16 protein-coding genes are annotated in these 15,012 nt (G+C 65.3%); 11 read left to right on the forward strand and 5 right to left on the reverse strand.

The genetic code is table 11. From position 1 onward, the window contains the following. Positions 1-12: 12 nt before the first annotated feature. From JC881_RS32585 to JC881_RS13050, 4 genes are read left to right on the forward strand one after another with little or no spacing between them, the layout of a single operon-like run. Complete coding sequence (locus JC881_RS32585) at positions 13-135, forward strand: hypothetical protein (RefSeq protein WP_269823163.1); 123 nt, start codon at positions 13-15, stop codon at positions 133-135. Further along, the gene (gene accC, locus JC881_RS13040) at positions 128-2,176 is read left to right on the forward strand and encodes an acetyl-CoA carboxylase biotin carboxylase subunit (RefSeq protein ID WP_198786127.1); all 2,049 of its coding nucleotides are present in this window, start codon (positions 128-130) and stop codon (positions 2,174-2,176) included. Before JC881_RS32585 ends, accC begins: the two co-directional genes overlap by 8 nt. After that, on the forward strand, positions 2,176-3,207 hold the full coding sequence (gene bioB, locus JC881_RS13045) for a biotin synthase BioB (RefSeq protein ID WP_198786128.1): 1,032 nt from the start codon (positions 2,176-2,178) through the stop codon (positions 3,205-3,207). The genes accC and bioB overlap by 1 nt, the downstream gene beginning before the upstream one ends. Then, positions 3,204-3,695: a VOC family protein gene (locus JC881_RS13050; protein WP_198786129.1), complete on the forward strand. Its 492-nt coding sequence runs from the start codon at positions 3,204-3,206 to the stop codon at positions 3,693-3,695. The genes bioB and JC881_RS13050 overlap by 4 nt, the downstream gene beginning before the upstream one ends. Here JC881_RS13050 and JC881_RS13055 read toward each other — a convergent pair. Beyond that, positions 3,685-4,182: an Lrp/AsnC family transcriptional regulator gene (locus tag JC881_RS13055; protein ID WP_198786130.1), complete on the reverse strand. Its 498-nt coding sequence runs from the start codon at positions 4,180-4,182 to the stop codon at positions 3,685-3,687. The two genes, JC881_RS13050 and JC881_RS13055, sit on opposite strands and share 11 nt — an antisense overlap. Before the next feature lie 121 nt (positions 4,183-4,303). Here JC881_RS13055 and yedA point away from each other — a divergent pair, with 121 nt between their 5' ends. Beyond that, entirely contained in the window at positions 4,304-5,215 is a 912-nt protein-coding gene (yedA, locus tag JC881_RS13060; protein WP_198786131.1) for a drug/metabolite exporter YedA, read from the forward strand. Between the two features lie 14 nt (positions 5,216-5,229). Here yedA and JC881_RS13065 read toward each other — a convergent pair whose 3' ends face one another. The 4 genes from JC881_RS13065 to JC881_RS13080 all read right to left on the reverse strand — a co-directional run bounded on the left by JC881_RS13065 (position 5,230) and on the right by JC881_RS13080 (position 9,310). Then, positions 5,230-5,868, reverse strand: a complete 639-nt coding sequence (locus tag JC881_RS13065) for a LysE family translocator (protein WP_198786132.1) — start codon at positions 5,866-5,868, stop codon at positions 5,230-5,232. Further along, positions 5,865-6,500 (reverse strand): RnfABCDGE type electron transport complex subunit B, encoded by a 636-nt coding sequence (locus JC881_RS13070; RefSeq protein WP_198786133.1) that lies wholly within the window; start codon positions 6,498-6,500, stop codon positions 5,865-5,867. The genes JC881_RS13065 and JC881_RS13070 overlap by 4 nt, the downstream gene beginning before the upstream one ends. 17 nt (positions 6,501-6,517) lie before the next feature. Beyond that, positions 6,518-7,957, reverse strand: coding sequence for a polyhydroxyalkanoate depolymerase (locus tag JC881_RS13075; RefSeq protein ID WP_198786134.1), 1,440 nt, complete (start codon positions 7,955-7,957; stop codon positions 6,518-6,520). Positions 7,958-8,113: 156 nt separating this feature from the next. Beyond that, positions 8,114-9,310 carry an amino acid aminotransferase gene (locus JC881_RS13080; protein WP_198786135.1) on the reverse strand — a complete coding sequence of 399 codons (1,197 nt, stop codon included), beginning with the start codon at positions 9,308-9,310 and terminating at the stop codon, positions 8,114-8,116. A 105-nt stretch (positions 9,311-9,415) separates the two neighbouring features. Here JC881_RS13080 and uvrB point away from each other — a divergent pair, with 105 nt between their 5' ends. The 6 genes from uvrB (at position 9,416) to hscB (ending at position 15,006) form a co-directional block, all read left to right on the forward strand. After that, positions 9,416-11,533: an excinuclease ABC subunit UvrB gene (uvrB, locus tag JC881_RS13085; RefSeq protein WP_233101745.1), complete on the forward strand. Its 2,118-nt coding sequence runs from the start codon at positions 9,416-9,418 to the stop codon at positions 11,531-11,533. Positions 11,534-11,767: 234 nt separating this feature from the next. After that, a complete protein-coding gene (gene iscR / locus JC881_RS13090; RefSeq protein ID WP_093237517.1) occupies positions 11,768-12,304 on the forward strand; it encodes a Fe-S cluster assembly transcriptional regulator IscR in 537 nt (178 codons plus the stop codon). A gap of 88 nt (positions 12,305-12,392) precedes the next feature. Continuing rightward, positions 12,393-13,613: an IscS subfamily cysteine desulfurase gene (locus JC881_RS13095; RefSeq protein WP_198786136.1), complete on the forward strand. Its 1,221-nt coding sequence runs from the start codon at positions 12,393-12,395 to the stop codon at positions 13,611-13,613. Positions 13,614-13,679: 66 nt separating this feature from the next. Further along, complete coding sequence (gene iscU, locus JC881_RS13100) at positions 13,680-14,099, forward strand: Fe-S cluster assembly scaffold IscU (RefSeq protein WP_198786137.1); 420 nt, start codon at positions 13,680-13,682, stop codon at positions 14,097-14,099. A gap of 1 nt (position 14,100) precedes the next feature. Continuing rightward, positions 14,101-14,424 carry an iron-sulfur cluster assembly protein IscA gene (gene iscA / locus JC881_RS13105; RefSeq protein WP_007828190.1) on the forward strand — a complete coding sequence of 108 codons (324 nt, stop codon included), beginning with the start codon at positions 14,101-14,103 and terminating at the stop codon, positions 14,422-14,424. Positions 14,425-14,487: 63 nt separating this feature from the next. Continuing rightward, positions 14,488-15,006, forward strand: coding sequence for a Fe-S protein assembly co-chaperone HscB (hscB, locus tag JC881_RS13110; protein WP_198786138.1), 519 nt, complete (start codon positions 14,488-14,490; stop codon positions 15,004-15,006). The last annotated feature ends 6 nt before the right edge of the window (positions 15,007-15,012 follow it).

Here is a 15,012-nt window from a genome sequence, read left to right on the forward strand (position 1 = left end):
GAGAAGAAGAACATGTTCAAGAAGATCCTGATCGCCAACCGCGGTGACCAGCCGCGCAGCGGCGCAGCGACGAAGTCACATTGCTTGGCACGCGAAGCGTGCGGCGATTTCACCGCGGAGACCACAGATGTTTAAGAAGATCCTGATCGCCAATCGCGGTGAAATCGCCTGCCGCGTGATTCAAACGGCCAAGAAGATGGGCATCCTCACCGTCGCCGTCTACTCCGACGCCGACAAGGAAGCGCGCCACGTCGAGCTGGCCGACGAGGCCGTGCACATCGGCGCCGCGCCCAGCCGCGAGAGCTACCTGCAGGCCGACCGCATCATCGCGGCGTGCAAAGAGACAGGCGCCGAGGCGGTGCATCCGGGCTACGGCTTCCTCTCGGAGAACGAAGCCTTTGCGCGCAAGGTCGAGGAAGAGGGCATTGCCTTCATCGGACCGAAGCACTATTCGATCGCGGCGATGGGCGACAAGATCGCCTCCAAGAAGCTCGCGAACGAGGCCAAGGTCAACACCATTCCGGGCTGGAACGACGCCATCGAGACGGCTGAGCGCGCCGTGGAAATCGCCAAGGACATCGGCTACCCCGTGATGATCAAGGCCTCGGCCGGTGGCGGCGGCAAGGGCCTGCGCGTGGCCTATGACGACAAGGATGCTTTCGAGGGCTTCACCTCGTGCCGGAACGAAGCGCGCAACAGCTTCGGCGACGACCGGGTGTTCATCGAGAAGTTCGTCGAGGAGCCGCGCCACATCGAGATCCAGGTGCTGGGCGATTCGCACGGCAACGTGATCTACCTGAACGAGCGCGAGTGCTCGATCCAGCGGCGCCACCAGAAGGTGATCGAGGAGGCGCCGTCGCCCTTCATCAGCGACGAGACGCGCAAGGCCATGGGTGCGCAGGCGGTGCAGCTGGCCAAGGCGGTGAACTACCAGAGCGCGGGCACGGTGGAGTTCGTGGTCGGCAAGGACCAGAGCTTTTATTTCCTGGAGATGAACACGCGGCTGCAGGTGGAGCACCCGGTCACCGAATGCATCACGGGGCTGGACTTGGTCGAGCTGATGATCCGCGTCGCGGCCGGTGAAGAACTGCCTCTCACGCAGGAAGAGGTCAAGCGCGACGGCTGGGCCATCGAGTGCCGCATCAACGCAGAAGACCCGTTCCGCAATTTCCTGCCTTCGACCGGGCGCCTGGTGAAGTTCCAGCCGCCGGCCGAGACGATGTTCGCAAGCGACACGGCGCATCTGCAAGGCGTGCGCGTGGACACCGGCGTGTACGACGGCGGCGAGATCCCGATGTACTACGACTCGATGATCGCCAAGCTCATCGTGCACGGCAAGGACCGCCAGCATGCGATTGCCCGCATGCGCGAGGCGCTCAACGGTTTCGTGATCCGCGGCATCAGCAGCAACATCCCGTTCCAGGCCGCGCTGCTCGCGCATCCGAAGTTCGTGGCGGGCGATTTCAACACCGGCTTCATCGCCGAGCACTACGGCAAGGGCTTCCACGCGGAAGACGTGCCGCACGCCGATCCGTCGTTCCTCGTCGCGCTCGCAGCCTATGTGCACCGCCGCTATCGCGCGCGCGCCTCCGGCATCAGCGGGCAGCTCGCGGGCCATGGCGTGAAGGTGGGCGAGCAGTTCGTGGTGGTGGAGCTCGGGCCCGAGGGCAAGCATGTGCAGCACCCCGTGTCGGTCACCGATTTCCACGGCAAGACCGGCGCGAGCGCGGTGGCCGTGGGCGGCAAGAGCTACAAGATCGACAGCAGCTTCGCGCTCGGCGCGATCCGTGTGCAGGGCATGGTCAACGACAAGCCCTTCACCGCGCAGGTCGAGCGCGGCGCGGGCAAGAATCCGCTGGCGCTGCGCGTGTCGCACGACGGCACGCAGATCGAGGCCATGGTGCTGTCGCCGCTGGGCGCGCGCCTGCTCGAACTCATGCCCTACAAGGCGCCGCCGGACCTGAGCAAGTTCCTGATGTCGCCGATGCCGGGCCTCCTGGTCGAGGTGTCGGTGCAACCGGGGCAGCAGGTGCGCGCGGGCGAGAAGCTGGCCGTGATCGAGGCCATGAAGATGGAAAACGTGCTCTTCGCCACGCAGGACGGCGTGGTCGGAAAAATCTCGGCGGGCAAGGGCGAATCGCTCGCTGTCGACCAAATCATTCTGGAGTTCAACTGATGGGTGCCAACGACCTGCAACAGACGATCACGCTGCACCGGCCCGCAAAGCCGCTGACGCCGCAAGGCCCGTGGTCGGTCGAGGCGATCCAGGCGCTGCTCGACAAGCCGCTGATGGACCTGCTGTTCGAGGCGCAGACGGTGCACCGCGAGCATTTTCCCGAAGGCGACATCGAATTGGCGACGCTGCTCTCGGTCAAAACCGGCGGCTGCCCCGAGAACTGCGGCTACTGCCCGCAGTCGGCCGAGTTCGACACCGGCGTGAAGGCGCAAAAACTCATGGAGGTCGACGAGGTGCTGCGCGCCGCGCAGGCTGCCAAGGACGCGGGCGCCACGCGCTTCTGCATGGGCGCCGCATGGCGCGCGCCGAAGGACCGCGACGTGGAGAAGGTGGCCGTGCTGGTCGAGGCGGTGAAGGGCCTCGGCATGCAGACCTGCGCCACGCTCGGCATGCTGGAGCCGCACCACGCGCACCAGCTGAAGGCCGCGGGCCTCGATTACTACAACCACAACCTGGACACCGCGCCCGAGTACTACACCGACATCGTCGACACGCGCAGCTACCAGGACCGGCTCGACACGCTGGCCCATGTGCGCAGCGCCGGCATCAGCGTGTGCTGCGGCGGCATCGTCGGTATGGGCGAACAGCCGGTGCACCGTGCAGGGCTGATCGCGCAGCTGGCCAACCTGAATCCGTACCCGGAGTCGGTGCCGATCAACAGCCTGGTGCGCGTGCCGGGCACGCCGCTGGCCGATTCGGAGCCGGTCGATCCCTTCGACTTCGTGCGCATGATCGCGGTCGCGCGCATCACGATGCCGACCGCGCGCGTGCGGCTGTCTGCCGGGCGCCAGCAGATGGGCGACGCGGTGCAGGCGCTGTGCTTCATGGCCGGCGCGAATTCAATCTTCTACGGCGACAAGCTGCTGGTGACCGGCAACCCCGATGTGGATGCCGACGTGCAGCTGCTGCGCAAGCTCGGCCTGCAGTCGCGCCGCACCGCGACCACCGAAACGGTGGAGGTCTGCGCATGACGGCCGCGGCGCGTCCCTTCAAGGTGCTGGGCATCCAGCAGATCGCCATCGGTGGGCTCGACAAGATGCGCCTGCAGAAGCTCTGGGTCGACATGCTGGGGCTCGAAGTCACCGGCACCTTCAAGAGCGAGCGCGAGAACGTCGACGAGGACATCTGTTCGATGGGCAGCGGGCCGTTCAAGGTCGAGGTCGACCTGATGCAGCCGCTGGACCCGGACAAGAAACCCGCGGTGCACGCGACGCCGCTCAACCACGTGGGGCTGTGGATCGACGACCTGCCCAAGGCCGTCGAATGGCTCACGGCGCAGGGCGTGCGCTTTGCGCCCGGCGGCATTCGCCAGGGCGCGGCCGGTTTTGACATCTGCTTCCTGCACCCGAAGGCGAACGACGAATTTCCGATCGCCGGTGAGGGCGTGCTGATCGAGATGGTGCAGGCACCGCCCGAGGTGGTGAAGGCCTTCAGCGCGCTCGCTTCAGCTACGCGTTGAGTACCTTCCTGATCGGCGGCCGCACATCCGAGCGGTGCGGCGGCAGCATCGGCTGGTGCTCGCGCGCCGGGTTCAGGATGATCGAGGTCGCGGTCTCGGTGAGGATGCAGAACTTGGTGACCACCGCGTCGAGGTGGCTCACGTCGATCACTGCGATCTCGAGGATCCAGCTGTCCTCGCCGGTCACGTTGTAGGCGTTCACGCATTCGGGCGTGTCCTGCACCAGCTTCACGACATGGTCGTAGTCGGCGCGGCCGACGCGGATGATCGCGCGGATGCCGTAGCCCAGCTTGCCGAGGTTGACGGTCGCGCGATAGCCGCTGATGACGCCTGCGGCCTCCAGTTTCTTCACGCGCTCGGTCACGGCCGGCTGGCTCAGGTGCACGCGGCGGCCGAGCTCGGCCATGGTGAGGCGCGCATCGCTCTGCAATTCAGCCAGGATGCGCGTGTCGTGAGCGTCAAGCGCGGGGTTCAAGGTGAAGTCCATGGAACTCCTTTAAATCGACGGTGATGGAGCGGCAGAACCGTGGAATGTCCATGGTTCACCGAAGCCGGCTTTCATACCATGGGCGGCGCTTCAGTACCAATAAAACAAGAGACTCCTCGATATGCCAACCCTTGCCGCTCCCGCCGCGCCCGGTGCCAACCGCGGCGCGCTACCGCCTTTGCTGTGGCTTTGCCTCGCCGCCACCTGGGTGGTCTGGGGCTCGACGTATCTGGCGATCAAGTACGCGCTGATCAGCTTTCCGCCGTTCCTGCAGATGGGATCGCGCTTCCTGTTCGCGGGACTGCTGCTGGCCGCGTGGATGCGCTGGCGCGGTGCCGCGTGGCCCTCGAAACTGCAGTGGCGCAATGCGCTGGTGGTCGGCGCGTTGATGCTGGGCGGCGGCATGGGCGGCACAGCGCATGCCGAAGTCACGATCGGCTCGGGGCTCGTGGTGGCCTTCATCGCGGTGGTGCCGCTGCTGATCGCGCTGCTCAATTTGATCTGGGGCATCAAGCCGACGCGCATGGAGGCGGCCGGCATCGCGCTCGGGCTCATCGGCGTGCTGATGCTCACGCAGGGCAGCGGCTTCCAGTCGTCGCCCGCGGGGTTGGCGGCGATTTCGATTGCCTGCATCTGCTGGTCGATGGGCAGCGTGCTGAGCCAGCGCAGCCTGCCGCTCGCGCCCGGCGCGATGGGCTTTGCGAGCGAGATGATCTGCGGCGGGGTGGTGCTGCTGGTGCTGGCGGCCGTCTCGCGCGAGAGCCTCGCGTGGCCACCGGCGCCCCAGGCCGTCTGGGCCTGGCTGTACCTGGTGGTGTTCGGTTCGCTGATCGCCTTCAACGCCTACATGGTGCTGCTCGCGAAGGCGCCGGCCGCGCTGGCGGCGAGCTACACCTTCGTGAACCCGGTGATCGCGATGCTGCTGGGCGTGTGGATCGCCAACGAGACCGTCACGCGCTTCGAGTGGTATGCGGTGGCGGTCGTGCTGGCCGGGGTGCTGTTGCTGCTCTTCAAGCGCCCGAAAAAGAACTGAAGGGCTGAACGCCCTCAGGTGCCCGGACGGCGCCAGAACGCCAGCGTGGCCGCCAGCAGCCACATGCCGGCCGCGCAACTGCGGTTCAGCACCTTGAGGCCGCGGCGCGAGAGCCAGCGCACGGCCTGCGTGCCGGCGGCCGCGTAGGCCAGCATCACACAGGTGTCGAGCACCACGAAGATCGCGCCGAGCAGCAGGTACTGCGGGCCTTGCGGCTGGGTGATGTCGATGAACTGCGGCAGGAAGGCGGCGAAGAACAGCACCGTCTTCGGGTTCGACAGCGCCACGAGCAGGCTGCGCACGAGGGCCATGCGGCCATGCGGGCGGACCTCGACGGCGGACTTGGCGAGCGCCGTGCCGAGGTCGGTCGCGTCGCTGCGCCAGAGCTTGATGCCCAGCCACACGAGGTAGACGACGCCCGCGATCCGGATCGCGTTGAAAAGCAGCTCCGACGCCGCGAGCAGCGAACCCAGCCCGAGCGCGACGACCGCGATCAGCGTGGTGCTGCCGAGCGACGCGCCCGCGATGCCCCAACTCGCGCGCCGCATGCCGCCCTCGATGCCGTTGGACAGCGCCAGCAGCATCGTGGGGCCGGGTATGACGGCCAGTGCGAGCGAGGCGACGACGTAGATCAGCAGGGTGTCGAGGGTCATGACTGGGGTTTGGCTTTTTCGCGTTGCTCGGCCGCGGCGCGGGCTCGCGCCAGCGCGGCTTCGACGATGGAGCGCTTGCGTGTGTCGGCGGCTTGGGGCTCGGAGACGGCGGGTGTCGGTTCAGCCTCGCGTTTTGCCGCATCGCGGTGCTGGCCGTGCAGCTTGTAGCGTTGCAGCGCGGCTTCGGCCTGCGCCTGCGACCACGCCTGCCAGCCGCTGCGGCCCGGCGTTTCGACTTCGAGCGAAATGCAGTCGACCGGGCAGACCGGAATGCAGAGTTCGCAGCCCGTGCAGTGCGCCTCGATCACCGTGTGCATGCGCTTGTTGATGCCGACGATGGCATCGGTCGGGCAGGCGTCGAGGCAGAGCGTGCAGCCGATGCACCAGGCCTCGTCGATGACGGCCATGGCGCGCGGGCCTTCGGTGCCGAATTGCGGATCGAGCGGCAGCGCGGGGCGGCCGGTGAGCTGTGCGAGGCGGTTGATGCCCTCGGCGCCGCCCGGCGGGCATTGGTTGATGTCCGCTTCGCCATCGGCGATGGCTTGCGCGTAGCCGGCGCAATCGGGGTAGCCGCACCGTGTGCACTGCGTTTGCGGCAGTGCGACGTTGATGCGTGCGGCCAGCCCGTTCACTTGAGGTTGCGCGCGCCTCAGCGCGCGGCGCTGGCGCGGGGCTTCTTGGCAGCGGCCGCGGGTTTCTTGGCGGGGGCGGCCACGGCAGCCTTCTTTGCGGCCGGCGTTTTCTTGGCCGCAACAGCAGCGACCTTCTGGCCCGGCTTGACGCGGTCTTCGGCCGCGAGGCTTTCGCGCGCGCCGGCACGGCTTTGCGGCTGGTCGTTCGCGGCGATGAACTTCACCAGCTTCGGGTAGACGAGGTCGCGCCAGCGGCGGCCGCTGAAGATGCCGTAGTGGCCCGCGCCCTTGACTTCGTAGTGCTCGCGCTTGGAGTCGGCGACACCGGTGCACAGGCTGTGCGCGGCTTCGGTCTGGCCCGAGCCGGAGATGTCGTCCAGCTCGCCTTCGACCGTCAGCAGCGCGGCCGTGCGGATGTCCTGCGGACGCACGCGCTCGATCTGGCCTTCGGGGTTCTTCACGTCCCAGGTGCCGTTCACGAGCTCGAACTGCTGGAACACGGTGCGGATGGTGTCCAGGTAGTAGTCAGCGTCCATGTCGAGGACGGCGTTGTACTCGTCGTAGAACTTGCGGTGGGCCTCGGCGCTGGCGTCGTCGCCCTTGATGAGGTCCTTGAAGTAGTCGTAGTGGCTCGATGCGTGGCGGTCGGGGTTCATCGCGACGAAGCCGGTGTGCTGCAGGAAGCCCGGGTACACGCGGCGGCCTTCACCCGCAAAGCCCTGCGGCACGCGATAGATCACGTTGTTCTCGAACCATTCGTAGCTCTTGTTCATCGCGAGGTTGTTGACCGCGGTGGGCGACTTGCGCGCGTCGATCGGGCCGCCCATCATCGTCAGCGTGAGCGGCAGCGCTTCCTTGCGGCTGGCCATGAGCGAGACGGCCGCGAGCACCGGCACGGTGGGCTGGCACACGCTGACCACGTGGCAGTTGCCATACTCGGCCTGCAGGCGGCGGATGAACTCCTGCACGTAGTTGATGTAGTCGTCCAGGTGGAATTCGCCTTCCGACATCGGCACGAGGCGGGCGTTTTTCCAGTCGGTGATGTAGACCTTGTGGTCCTGCAGCATGGTGCGCACGGTGTCGCGCAGGAGCGTGGCGTAGTGGCCCGACAGCGGCGCCACGATCAGCACCACGGGCTGGCTCTTGAGCGTCTTGAGGATGTGCGGCTCGTCGGTGAAGCGCTTGAAGCGGCGCAGTTCGCAGAAGGGCTTGTCGAGCTCGACGGCCTCCTGGATGACGACCTCTTCGCCATCGACCTTCACCGACTTGATGTTGAACTCGGGCTTCTCGTAGTCCTTGCCCAGGCGGTAGAGCAGGTCGTAGCCGGCGGCCATGCGCTGTGCCATCGGCAACTGGCCCCACACGGCGCCCTGGCCGTAGAGCTTGGAGGCCGCCTGCGCGAAGTCCGAGAACGGCTCCATCAGGGAACGCTGGGCTTCGTAGAGTTGATAGAGCATTGCGGGTCTTGGAGTGGATTGTTGCAGTGCAATATATCAGCGCATCTGCCGCCATGCAGGGGGCCTAACCCCTAGTCCGACCCCGCGAAAGGGGCCGATTCCTGCGAAAGATGTGAAGGAATCGCCGGAAGACGGATTCCTTCACACCGGTGTCACCTAGATGACCTTGGCGATCGACGCGCAGACGTAGTCGATGTTCTTGCTGTTCAGCGCGGCCACGCACATGCGGCCGGTGTCGGTGCCGTACACGCCGAACTCATTGCGCAGGCGCACCATCTGGTCCTTGGTGAGGCCCGAGTAGCTGAACATGCCGATCTGCGTGGTGATGAAGCCCATGTCTTCCTTCACGCCCGCGGCCTTCAGGCCGTCGACCAGCTTCTGGCGCATAGCCTTGATGCGCACGCGCATCTCGCCGAGTTCCTTTTCCCACAGGGCGCGCAGTTCGGCATTGCCGAGCACCGCGGCCACCACGGCGCCGCCGTGGATCGGCGGGTTGCTGTAGTTGGTGCGGATGGCGATCTTGAGTTGCGACAGAACGCGGCCGGCTTCTTCCTTGTTCTCGCACAGCACCGAGAGGGCGCCCACGCGTTCGCCGTAGAGGCTGAAGCTCTTGGAGAAGGAGGTCGAGACGAAGAAGGTGAGGCCCGCTTCGACGAACTTGGCGACGGCCGCGCCGTCTTCCTTCAGGCCGTAGCCGAAGCCCTGGTAGGCCATGTCCAGGAAGGGCACGAGGCCCTTGGCCTTGACCGCGGCAACGACCTGGTCCCACTGCTCGGACGTGATGTCGTAGCCGGTAGGGTTATGGCAGCAGGCATGCAGCACGACGACGGAGCCCGCGGGCGCCGCGTTGAGCGCGGCCAGCATGCCGTCGAAGTTGATGCCGCGCTTGGCGGCGTCGTAGTAGGGGTAGCTGTCGACTTCGAAGCCCGCGTTGGTGAACAGGGCGCGGTGGTTTTCCCAGCTCGGGTCGCTGATCAGCACCTTGGCCTTGGGGTTGAGCTTCTTCAGGAAGTCGGCGCCGACCTTCAGGCCGCCGGTGCCGCCGATGGCCTGGATGGTGGCCACGCGGCCCGATTGCACGGGTTCGCTGTCGGCACCGAAAACCAGCGTCTTCACGGCGTTGTCGTACGCCACGATGCCGTCGATGGGGAGATAACCGCGCGCCGAGGGCGCTTTCATCATGTCTTGCTCTGCGGCCTGCACGCACTGGAGCAGGGGCAGCTTGCCGTTGTCGTCGTAATAGACGCCGACGCCGAGATTGACCTTGTTGGGGTTGGTATCGGCGGCAAATTGCTCGTTGAGGCCGAGGATCGGGTCGCGCGGTGCCATTTCGACCGCGGTGAACATAGACATGGAAAGGTCCTTTGGGATGAAAGCTTCGCTGGCAACCGGACTTGCGCTACGCTTTCCGGTTGCCTTGAATTTTACCGGCGCCATCGCCACCTGTCGGGAACAGCCATGCCAGAGAACACCGAAGCCATAGCAGACCTGAAGAAACTGGACCCGATCGGGCCGGCGAAACAGGGCGAATTCATCCGCTACCCCGACTCCCCGTTCGAGCTTTTCCAGCCGTATCCGCCGGCCGGCGACCAGCCCAAGGCAATCGACGGATTGGTCGAGGGCGTGATCGACGGCGAGGTGTTCCAGACGCTGCTGGGCGTGACGGGCTCGGGCAAGACCTTCACCATGGCCAACGTGATCGCGCGGCTGGGCCGCCCGGCCATCGTGTTCGCGCCCAACAAGACCCTGGCCGCGCAGCTCTACAGCGAGTTCCGCGAGTTCTTTCCGAAGAACGCGGTCGAGTACTTCGTGAGCTACTACGACTACTACCAGCCCGAGGCCTACGTGCCGCAGCGCGACCTGTTCATCGAGAAGGACTCCTCGATCAACGAGCACATCGAGCAGATGCGCCTGTCGGCCACCAAGAGCGTGCTGGAGCGGCGCGACACGGTCATCGTGGCCACGGTGAGCGCCATCTACGGCATCGGCACGCCCGAGGACTACACGCAGATGCGTTTCATCATGCGGGTGGGCGACAAGATCGGGCAACGCGACGTGATCAGCCGGCTGATCCGCATGCAGTACACGCGCAATGAACAAGACTTTGCGCGCGGCACGTTCCGCGTGCGCGGCGACACGATCGACGTGTTTCCGGCCGAGCACAGTGAACTGGCGATCCGCATCGAGCTGTTCGACGACGAGATCGAGTCGCTGCAGCTGTTCGACCCGCTCACGGGGCGCATCCGCCAGAAGATCCCGCGCTTCACCGTGTACCCGTCGAGCCACTACGTGACGCCGCGCGACAAGGTGCTGGGCGCGGTCGAGACCATCAAGATCGAACTGTCCGAGCGCCTGAAGGAATTCGTGGGGCAGGGCAAGCTGGTGGAGGCGCAGCGCCTGGAGCAGCGCACCCGCTTCGACCTGGAGATGCTGGCCGAGATCGGTCACTGCAAGGGCATCGAGAACTACTCGCGCCACCTCTCGGGCGCGGCGCCGGGCGATCCGCCGGCCACGCTGACGGACTATCTCCCGAAGGACGCGCTGATGTTCCTCGACGAGAGCCACCAGATGATCGGCCAGCTCAACGCGATGTACAGCGGCGATCGGGCACGCAAGACCACGCTGGTCGAGTACGGCTTTCGTCTGCCTTCGGCGATGGACAACCGGCCGCTCAAGTTCGAGGAATTCGAGAAGCGCATGCGGCAGGCGATCTTCGTCTCGGCCACGCCGGCGCAGTACGAAAAAGACCATTCGGGCAACGTCGTCGAGCAGCTGGTGCGGCCCACGGGCCTGATCGATCCCGAGGTCGAGGTGCGTCCCGCCACGCATCAGGTGGACGACGTGCTGGGCGAGATCCGCATTCGCGTCGACAAGAACGAGCGCGTGCTCATCACCACGCTGACCAAGCGCATGGCCGAGCAATTGACCGACTACCTGGGTGACAACGGTGTCAAGGTGCGCTACCTGCACAGCGATGTGGACACGGTCGAGCGGGTGGAAATCTTGCGCGACCTGCGCCTGGGCACCTTCGACGTGCTGGTGGGCATCAACCTGCTGCGCGAAGGCCTGGACATTCCCGAGGTGTCGCTGGTCGCGATCCTCGATGCGGACAAGGAAGGGTTCCTGCGCGCGGAGCGTTCGCTGATCCAGACCATCGGCCGCGCGGCGCGGAACCTGAACGGCAAGGCGATCCTGTATGCGGACCGCATGACCGAATCGATGAAGAAGGCCATCGACGAGACCGAGCGCCGCCGCGCCCGCCAGATTGCCCACAACGAGGCCAACGGCATCACGCCGCGCAGCATCGTCAAGCAGGTGCGCGACCTGATCGACGGGGTCTACAGCGAGAAGACCGGCAAGGAAATGGCCAAGCTCGACCTGGAGCGCGCCAAGGTCGAGGACATGAGCGAGAAGGACATCGCGCGGGAAATCAAGCGGCTGGAGAAGCTCATGCTCGAACACGCACGCAACCTCGAATTCGAGAAGGCGGCGCGGGTTCGGGACCAGCTGGCGCTGCTGCGCGAGCAGGCGTTCGGGGCTGCGGGCGGCGACAACATCGCAATCCTGCCGTCGTAGGCCGGAAGTCCGCGTTCTTCAAGGGGTTGGCGCTGGGGTTTACCCCAGCAGAGTTGAGGGCCTTCTGCTATACTTGACCGAAACACTCAACAACAAAAACTAGAACTTCGCGATGAAGGACCGACTCCTACCGACTGGTTCACCAGTGTCAAGGGTCGGGCAGGGCGGAGACGAAGTCACCGCGGTCCAGGACCAAGGTGTCATTTCAACGGTAAGCACTTGAAGGAGCTTGCGATGCGTCTCACTACCAAAGGCCGTTTTGCGGTCACCGCCATGATCGATCTGGCCCTGCGCCAGAACACCGGTCCGGTCACCTTGGCTGCAATCAGTCAGCGGCAGCAGATTTCGTTGTCGTACCTCGAACAACTGTTCGGCAAGCTGCGCCGTCACGAATTGGTCGAATCGACCCGCGGTCCCGGCGGCGGCTACAGCCTCGGCCGCAAGGCTGCGGACATCACGGTGGCCGACATCATTGTTTCCGTCGATGAACCCATCGATGCCACGCAATGCGGCGGCAAGGAAAATTGCCTCGGCGAAGCCGGCCGCTGCATGACGCACGAGCTGTGGGCTTCGCTGAACCAGCGCATGGTCGAGTTTCTCGATTCCGTCACCCTGCAGAAGCTGGTAGACGACCAGATCGCCAAGGGCGTGCAGATCGAAAACAAGCCGGTCGTCAAGCGCGCGATCTCGGCCCAGCCTGTGGTCAAGCCGATTCGCGTGAATGCGCCGAATTCGGTGTTCGCCCTCGGCAACGTCTTCGCCAAGTCCTGATGCCCTGAATCGCGGCAAGCGCCTTCGGGCGCAGCTGCGAGAGAAGCCCAGATCAAAGAACAACCCCCCACGCCAGCCCGAGCCAGCCATGGACGTCACTCCTCATTTCCCGATCTATCTCGATTACGGCGCGACCACGCCGGTCGACCCGCGTGTGGTCGACGCCATGATTCCCTGGTTGCGCGAGCACTTCGGCAACCCGGCGTCGCGCAGTCACGCATGGGGCTGGGAAGCTGAAGAGGCGGTCGAGAAGGCGCGCGGCCAGGTGGCGGACCTGATCAATGCGGACCCCCGCGAGATCGTCTGGACCTCGGGTGCCACCGAGTCCATCAACCTCGCTCTCAAGGGCGCGGCCCAGTTCTACAAGGGCAAGGGCAAGCACCTGATCACGCTGAAGACCGAGCACAAGGCTGTGCTCGACACCATGCGCGAGCTCGAGCGCCAGGGCTTCGAAGTCACTTACCTCGACGTCGAGGAAAACGGCCTCGTCGATCTGGACAAGTTCAAGGCGGCGATCCGCCCCGACACCATCCTGGCCAGCGTGCTCTTCGTGAACAACGAGATCGGCGTGATTCAAGATGTGGTCGCGCTGGGCAACGTCTGCCGCGAAAAGGGCGTGATCTTCCACGTCGATTCGGCCCAGGCCACCGGCAAGGTCGATATCGACATCACGCAATTGCCCATCGACCTGATGAGCCTCGCCTCGCACAAGACCTACGGCCCCAAGGGCATCGGCGCCCTGTACGTGCGCCGGAAGCCCCGCATTCGCCTCGAAGCGCAGATGCACGGCGGCGGTCACGAGCGCGGCATGCGCTCGGGCACCTTGCCCACGCACCAGATCGTCGGCATGGGCGAGGCCTACCGCATCGCCAAGCTCGAGATGAAGGACGACATCGCCCATGCGCGCCGCCTGCAGCAGCGCCTGCTCGATGGCCTGAAGGATGTCGAACAGGTGTTCATCAACGGCGACCTCGAACGCCGTGTGCCGCACAACCTGAACATGAGCTTCAACTACGTCGAAGGCGAGTCGCTGATCATGGGCATCAAGGGCCTGGCGGTGTCGTCGGGTTCGGCCTGCACCTCGGCCAGCCTGGAACCCAGCTATGTGCTGCGCGCCCTCGGCCGCAGCGACGAACTGGCCCACAGCAGTCTTCGCATGACCATCGGCCGTTTTACGACCGAAGAAGAAATCGACTACGCCATCTCGACCATCAAGCACAACGTGGCCAAGCTGCGCGAGCTGAGCCCCCTCTGGGAGATGTTCCAGGACGGCGTCGACATCAGCACGATCCAGTGGTCGGCCCACTGACACGAACGCAGACACGAACGGCCCGCCCCGAGGCTCCACGATTGAACAAAGTTTGAGAGGTACACCATGGCATATTCTTCCAAGGTCATCGACCACTACGAAAACCCCCGCAACGTCGGCTCCTTCGAAAAGGGCGACGACTCGGTAGGCACCGGCATGGTCGGCGCGCCGGCCTGCGGCGACGTGATGAAGCTGCAGATCAAGGTCAACCCCGAAACCGGCGTGATCGAAGATGCGCGCTTCAAGACCTACGGCTGCGGCTCGGCCATCGCCTCGTCCTCGCTCGTGACCGAATGGGTCAAGGGCAAGACGCTGGACGAAGCGGCTGCGCTCAAGAACGCGCAGATCGCCGAAGAACTGGCGCTGCCGCCGGTCAAGATCCACTGCTCGATCCTCGCGGAAGACGCCATCAAGGCGGCCGTGAGCGACTACAAGGCCAAGCACGGCGCCAAGACCGCCGAGCCGGCCGCCGAAGCTGTTCACTGAAATGGCCGTCACGCTGACCGAAGCCGCTGCGCGCCACGTCACCCGCTACCTCGGCAAACGGGGCAAGGGCGTGGGCGTGCGGCTGGGCGTGAAGACCACCGGCTGCTCGGGCCTGGCCTACAAGCTCGAGTACGTCGACGAGTTCACGCCTGAAGACGTGGTGTTCGAAGACCACGGCGTGAAGGTGCTGGTCGACCCGAAGAGCCTGGCCTACATCGACGGCACGCAACTGGACTTCGTGCGCGAGGGCCTGAACGAAGGCTTCAAGTTCATCAATCCGAACGAGCGCGATCGCTGCGGCTGCGGAGAAAGCTTTCGCATCTGATGCGTCGTCGCTGACCGCGACCACAGCCGCCACCATGTCATGTGCTGGCGGTTTTTTCTTGCCATGAACCTGAACGACACCGACTTTGAACTGTTCGCCGTCCCGGCGACCTTCGCGCAGGACCGCACCGCGCTCGATGCGCGCTGGAAAGAGCTGCAGCGCGAGGCCCACCCGGACCGCTTCGCCGCGCAGGGCGCCGCGGCGCAGCGCGTGGCCATGCAGTGGTCGGTGCGCATCAACGAGGCCTACCAGCGGCTGAAGGACCCGATCCGCCGCGCGAGCTACATCTGCGAGCTGCACGACGCGCCACTGAACGCCGAGAACAACACGGCGATGCCGCCCGATTTTCTGATGCAGCAGATGGAATGGCGCGAGGCGCTCGACGATGCAGGCGACATCGCCGCGGTCGAGAAGCTGCAGGCCGAAGTCGATGCCGGCCGCGCCCGCGTGCTGTCGTCGCTCGACTGGCTGATCGACGAGAAGGGCGACTACCCCGCCGCCGCGCAGCAGGTGAGAGCCCTCATGTTCATTGAGCGCTTCGGCGAAGACGTCGAAGCCAAATTCGATCAGTTGGGACAATAAGCCCTT

The sequence above is a fragment of the Variovorax sp. IB41 genome (assembly GCF_016405905.1).
Lineage (GTDB): Bacteria > Pseudomonadota > Gammaproteobacteria > Burkholderiales > Burkholderiaceae_C > Variovorax.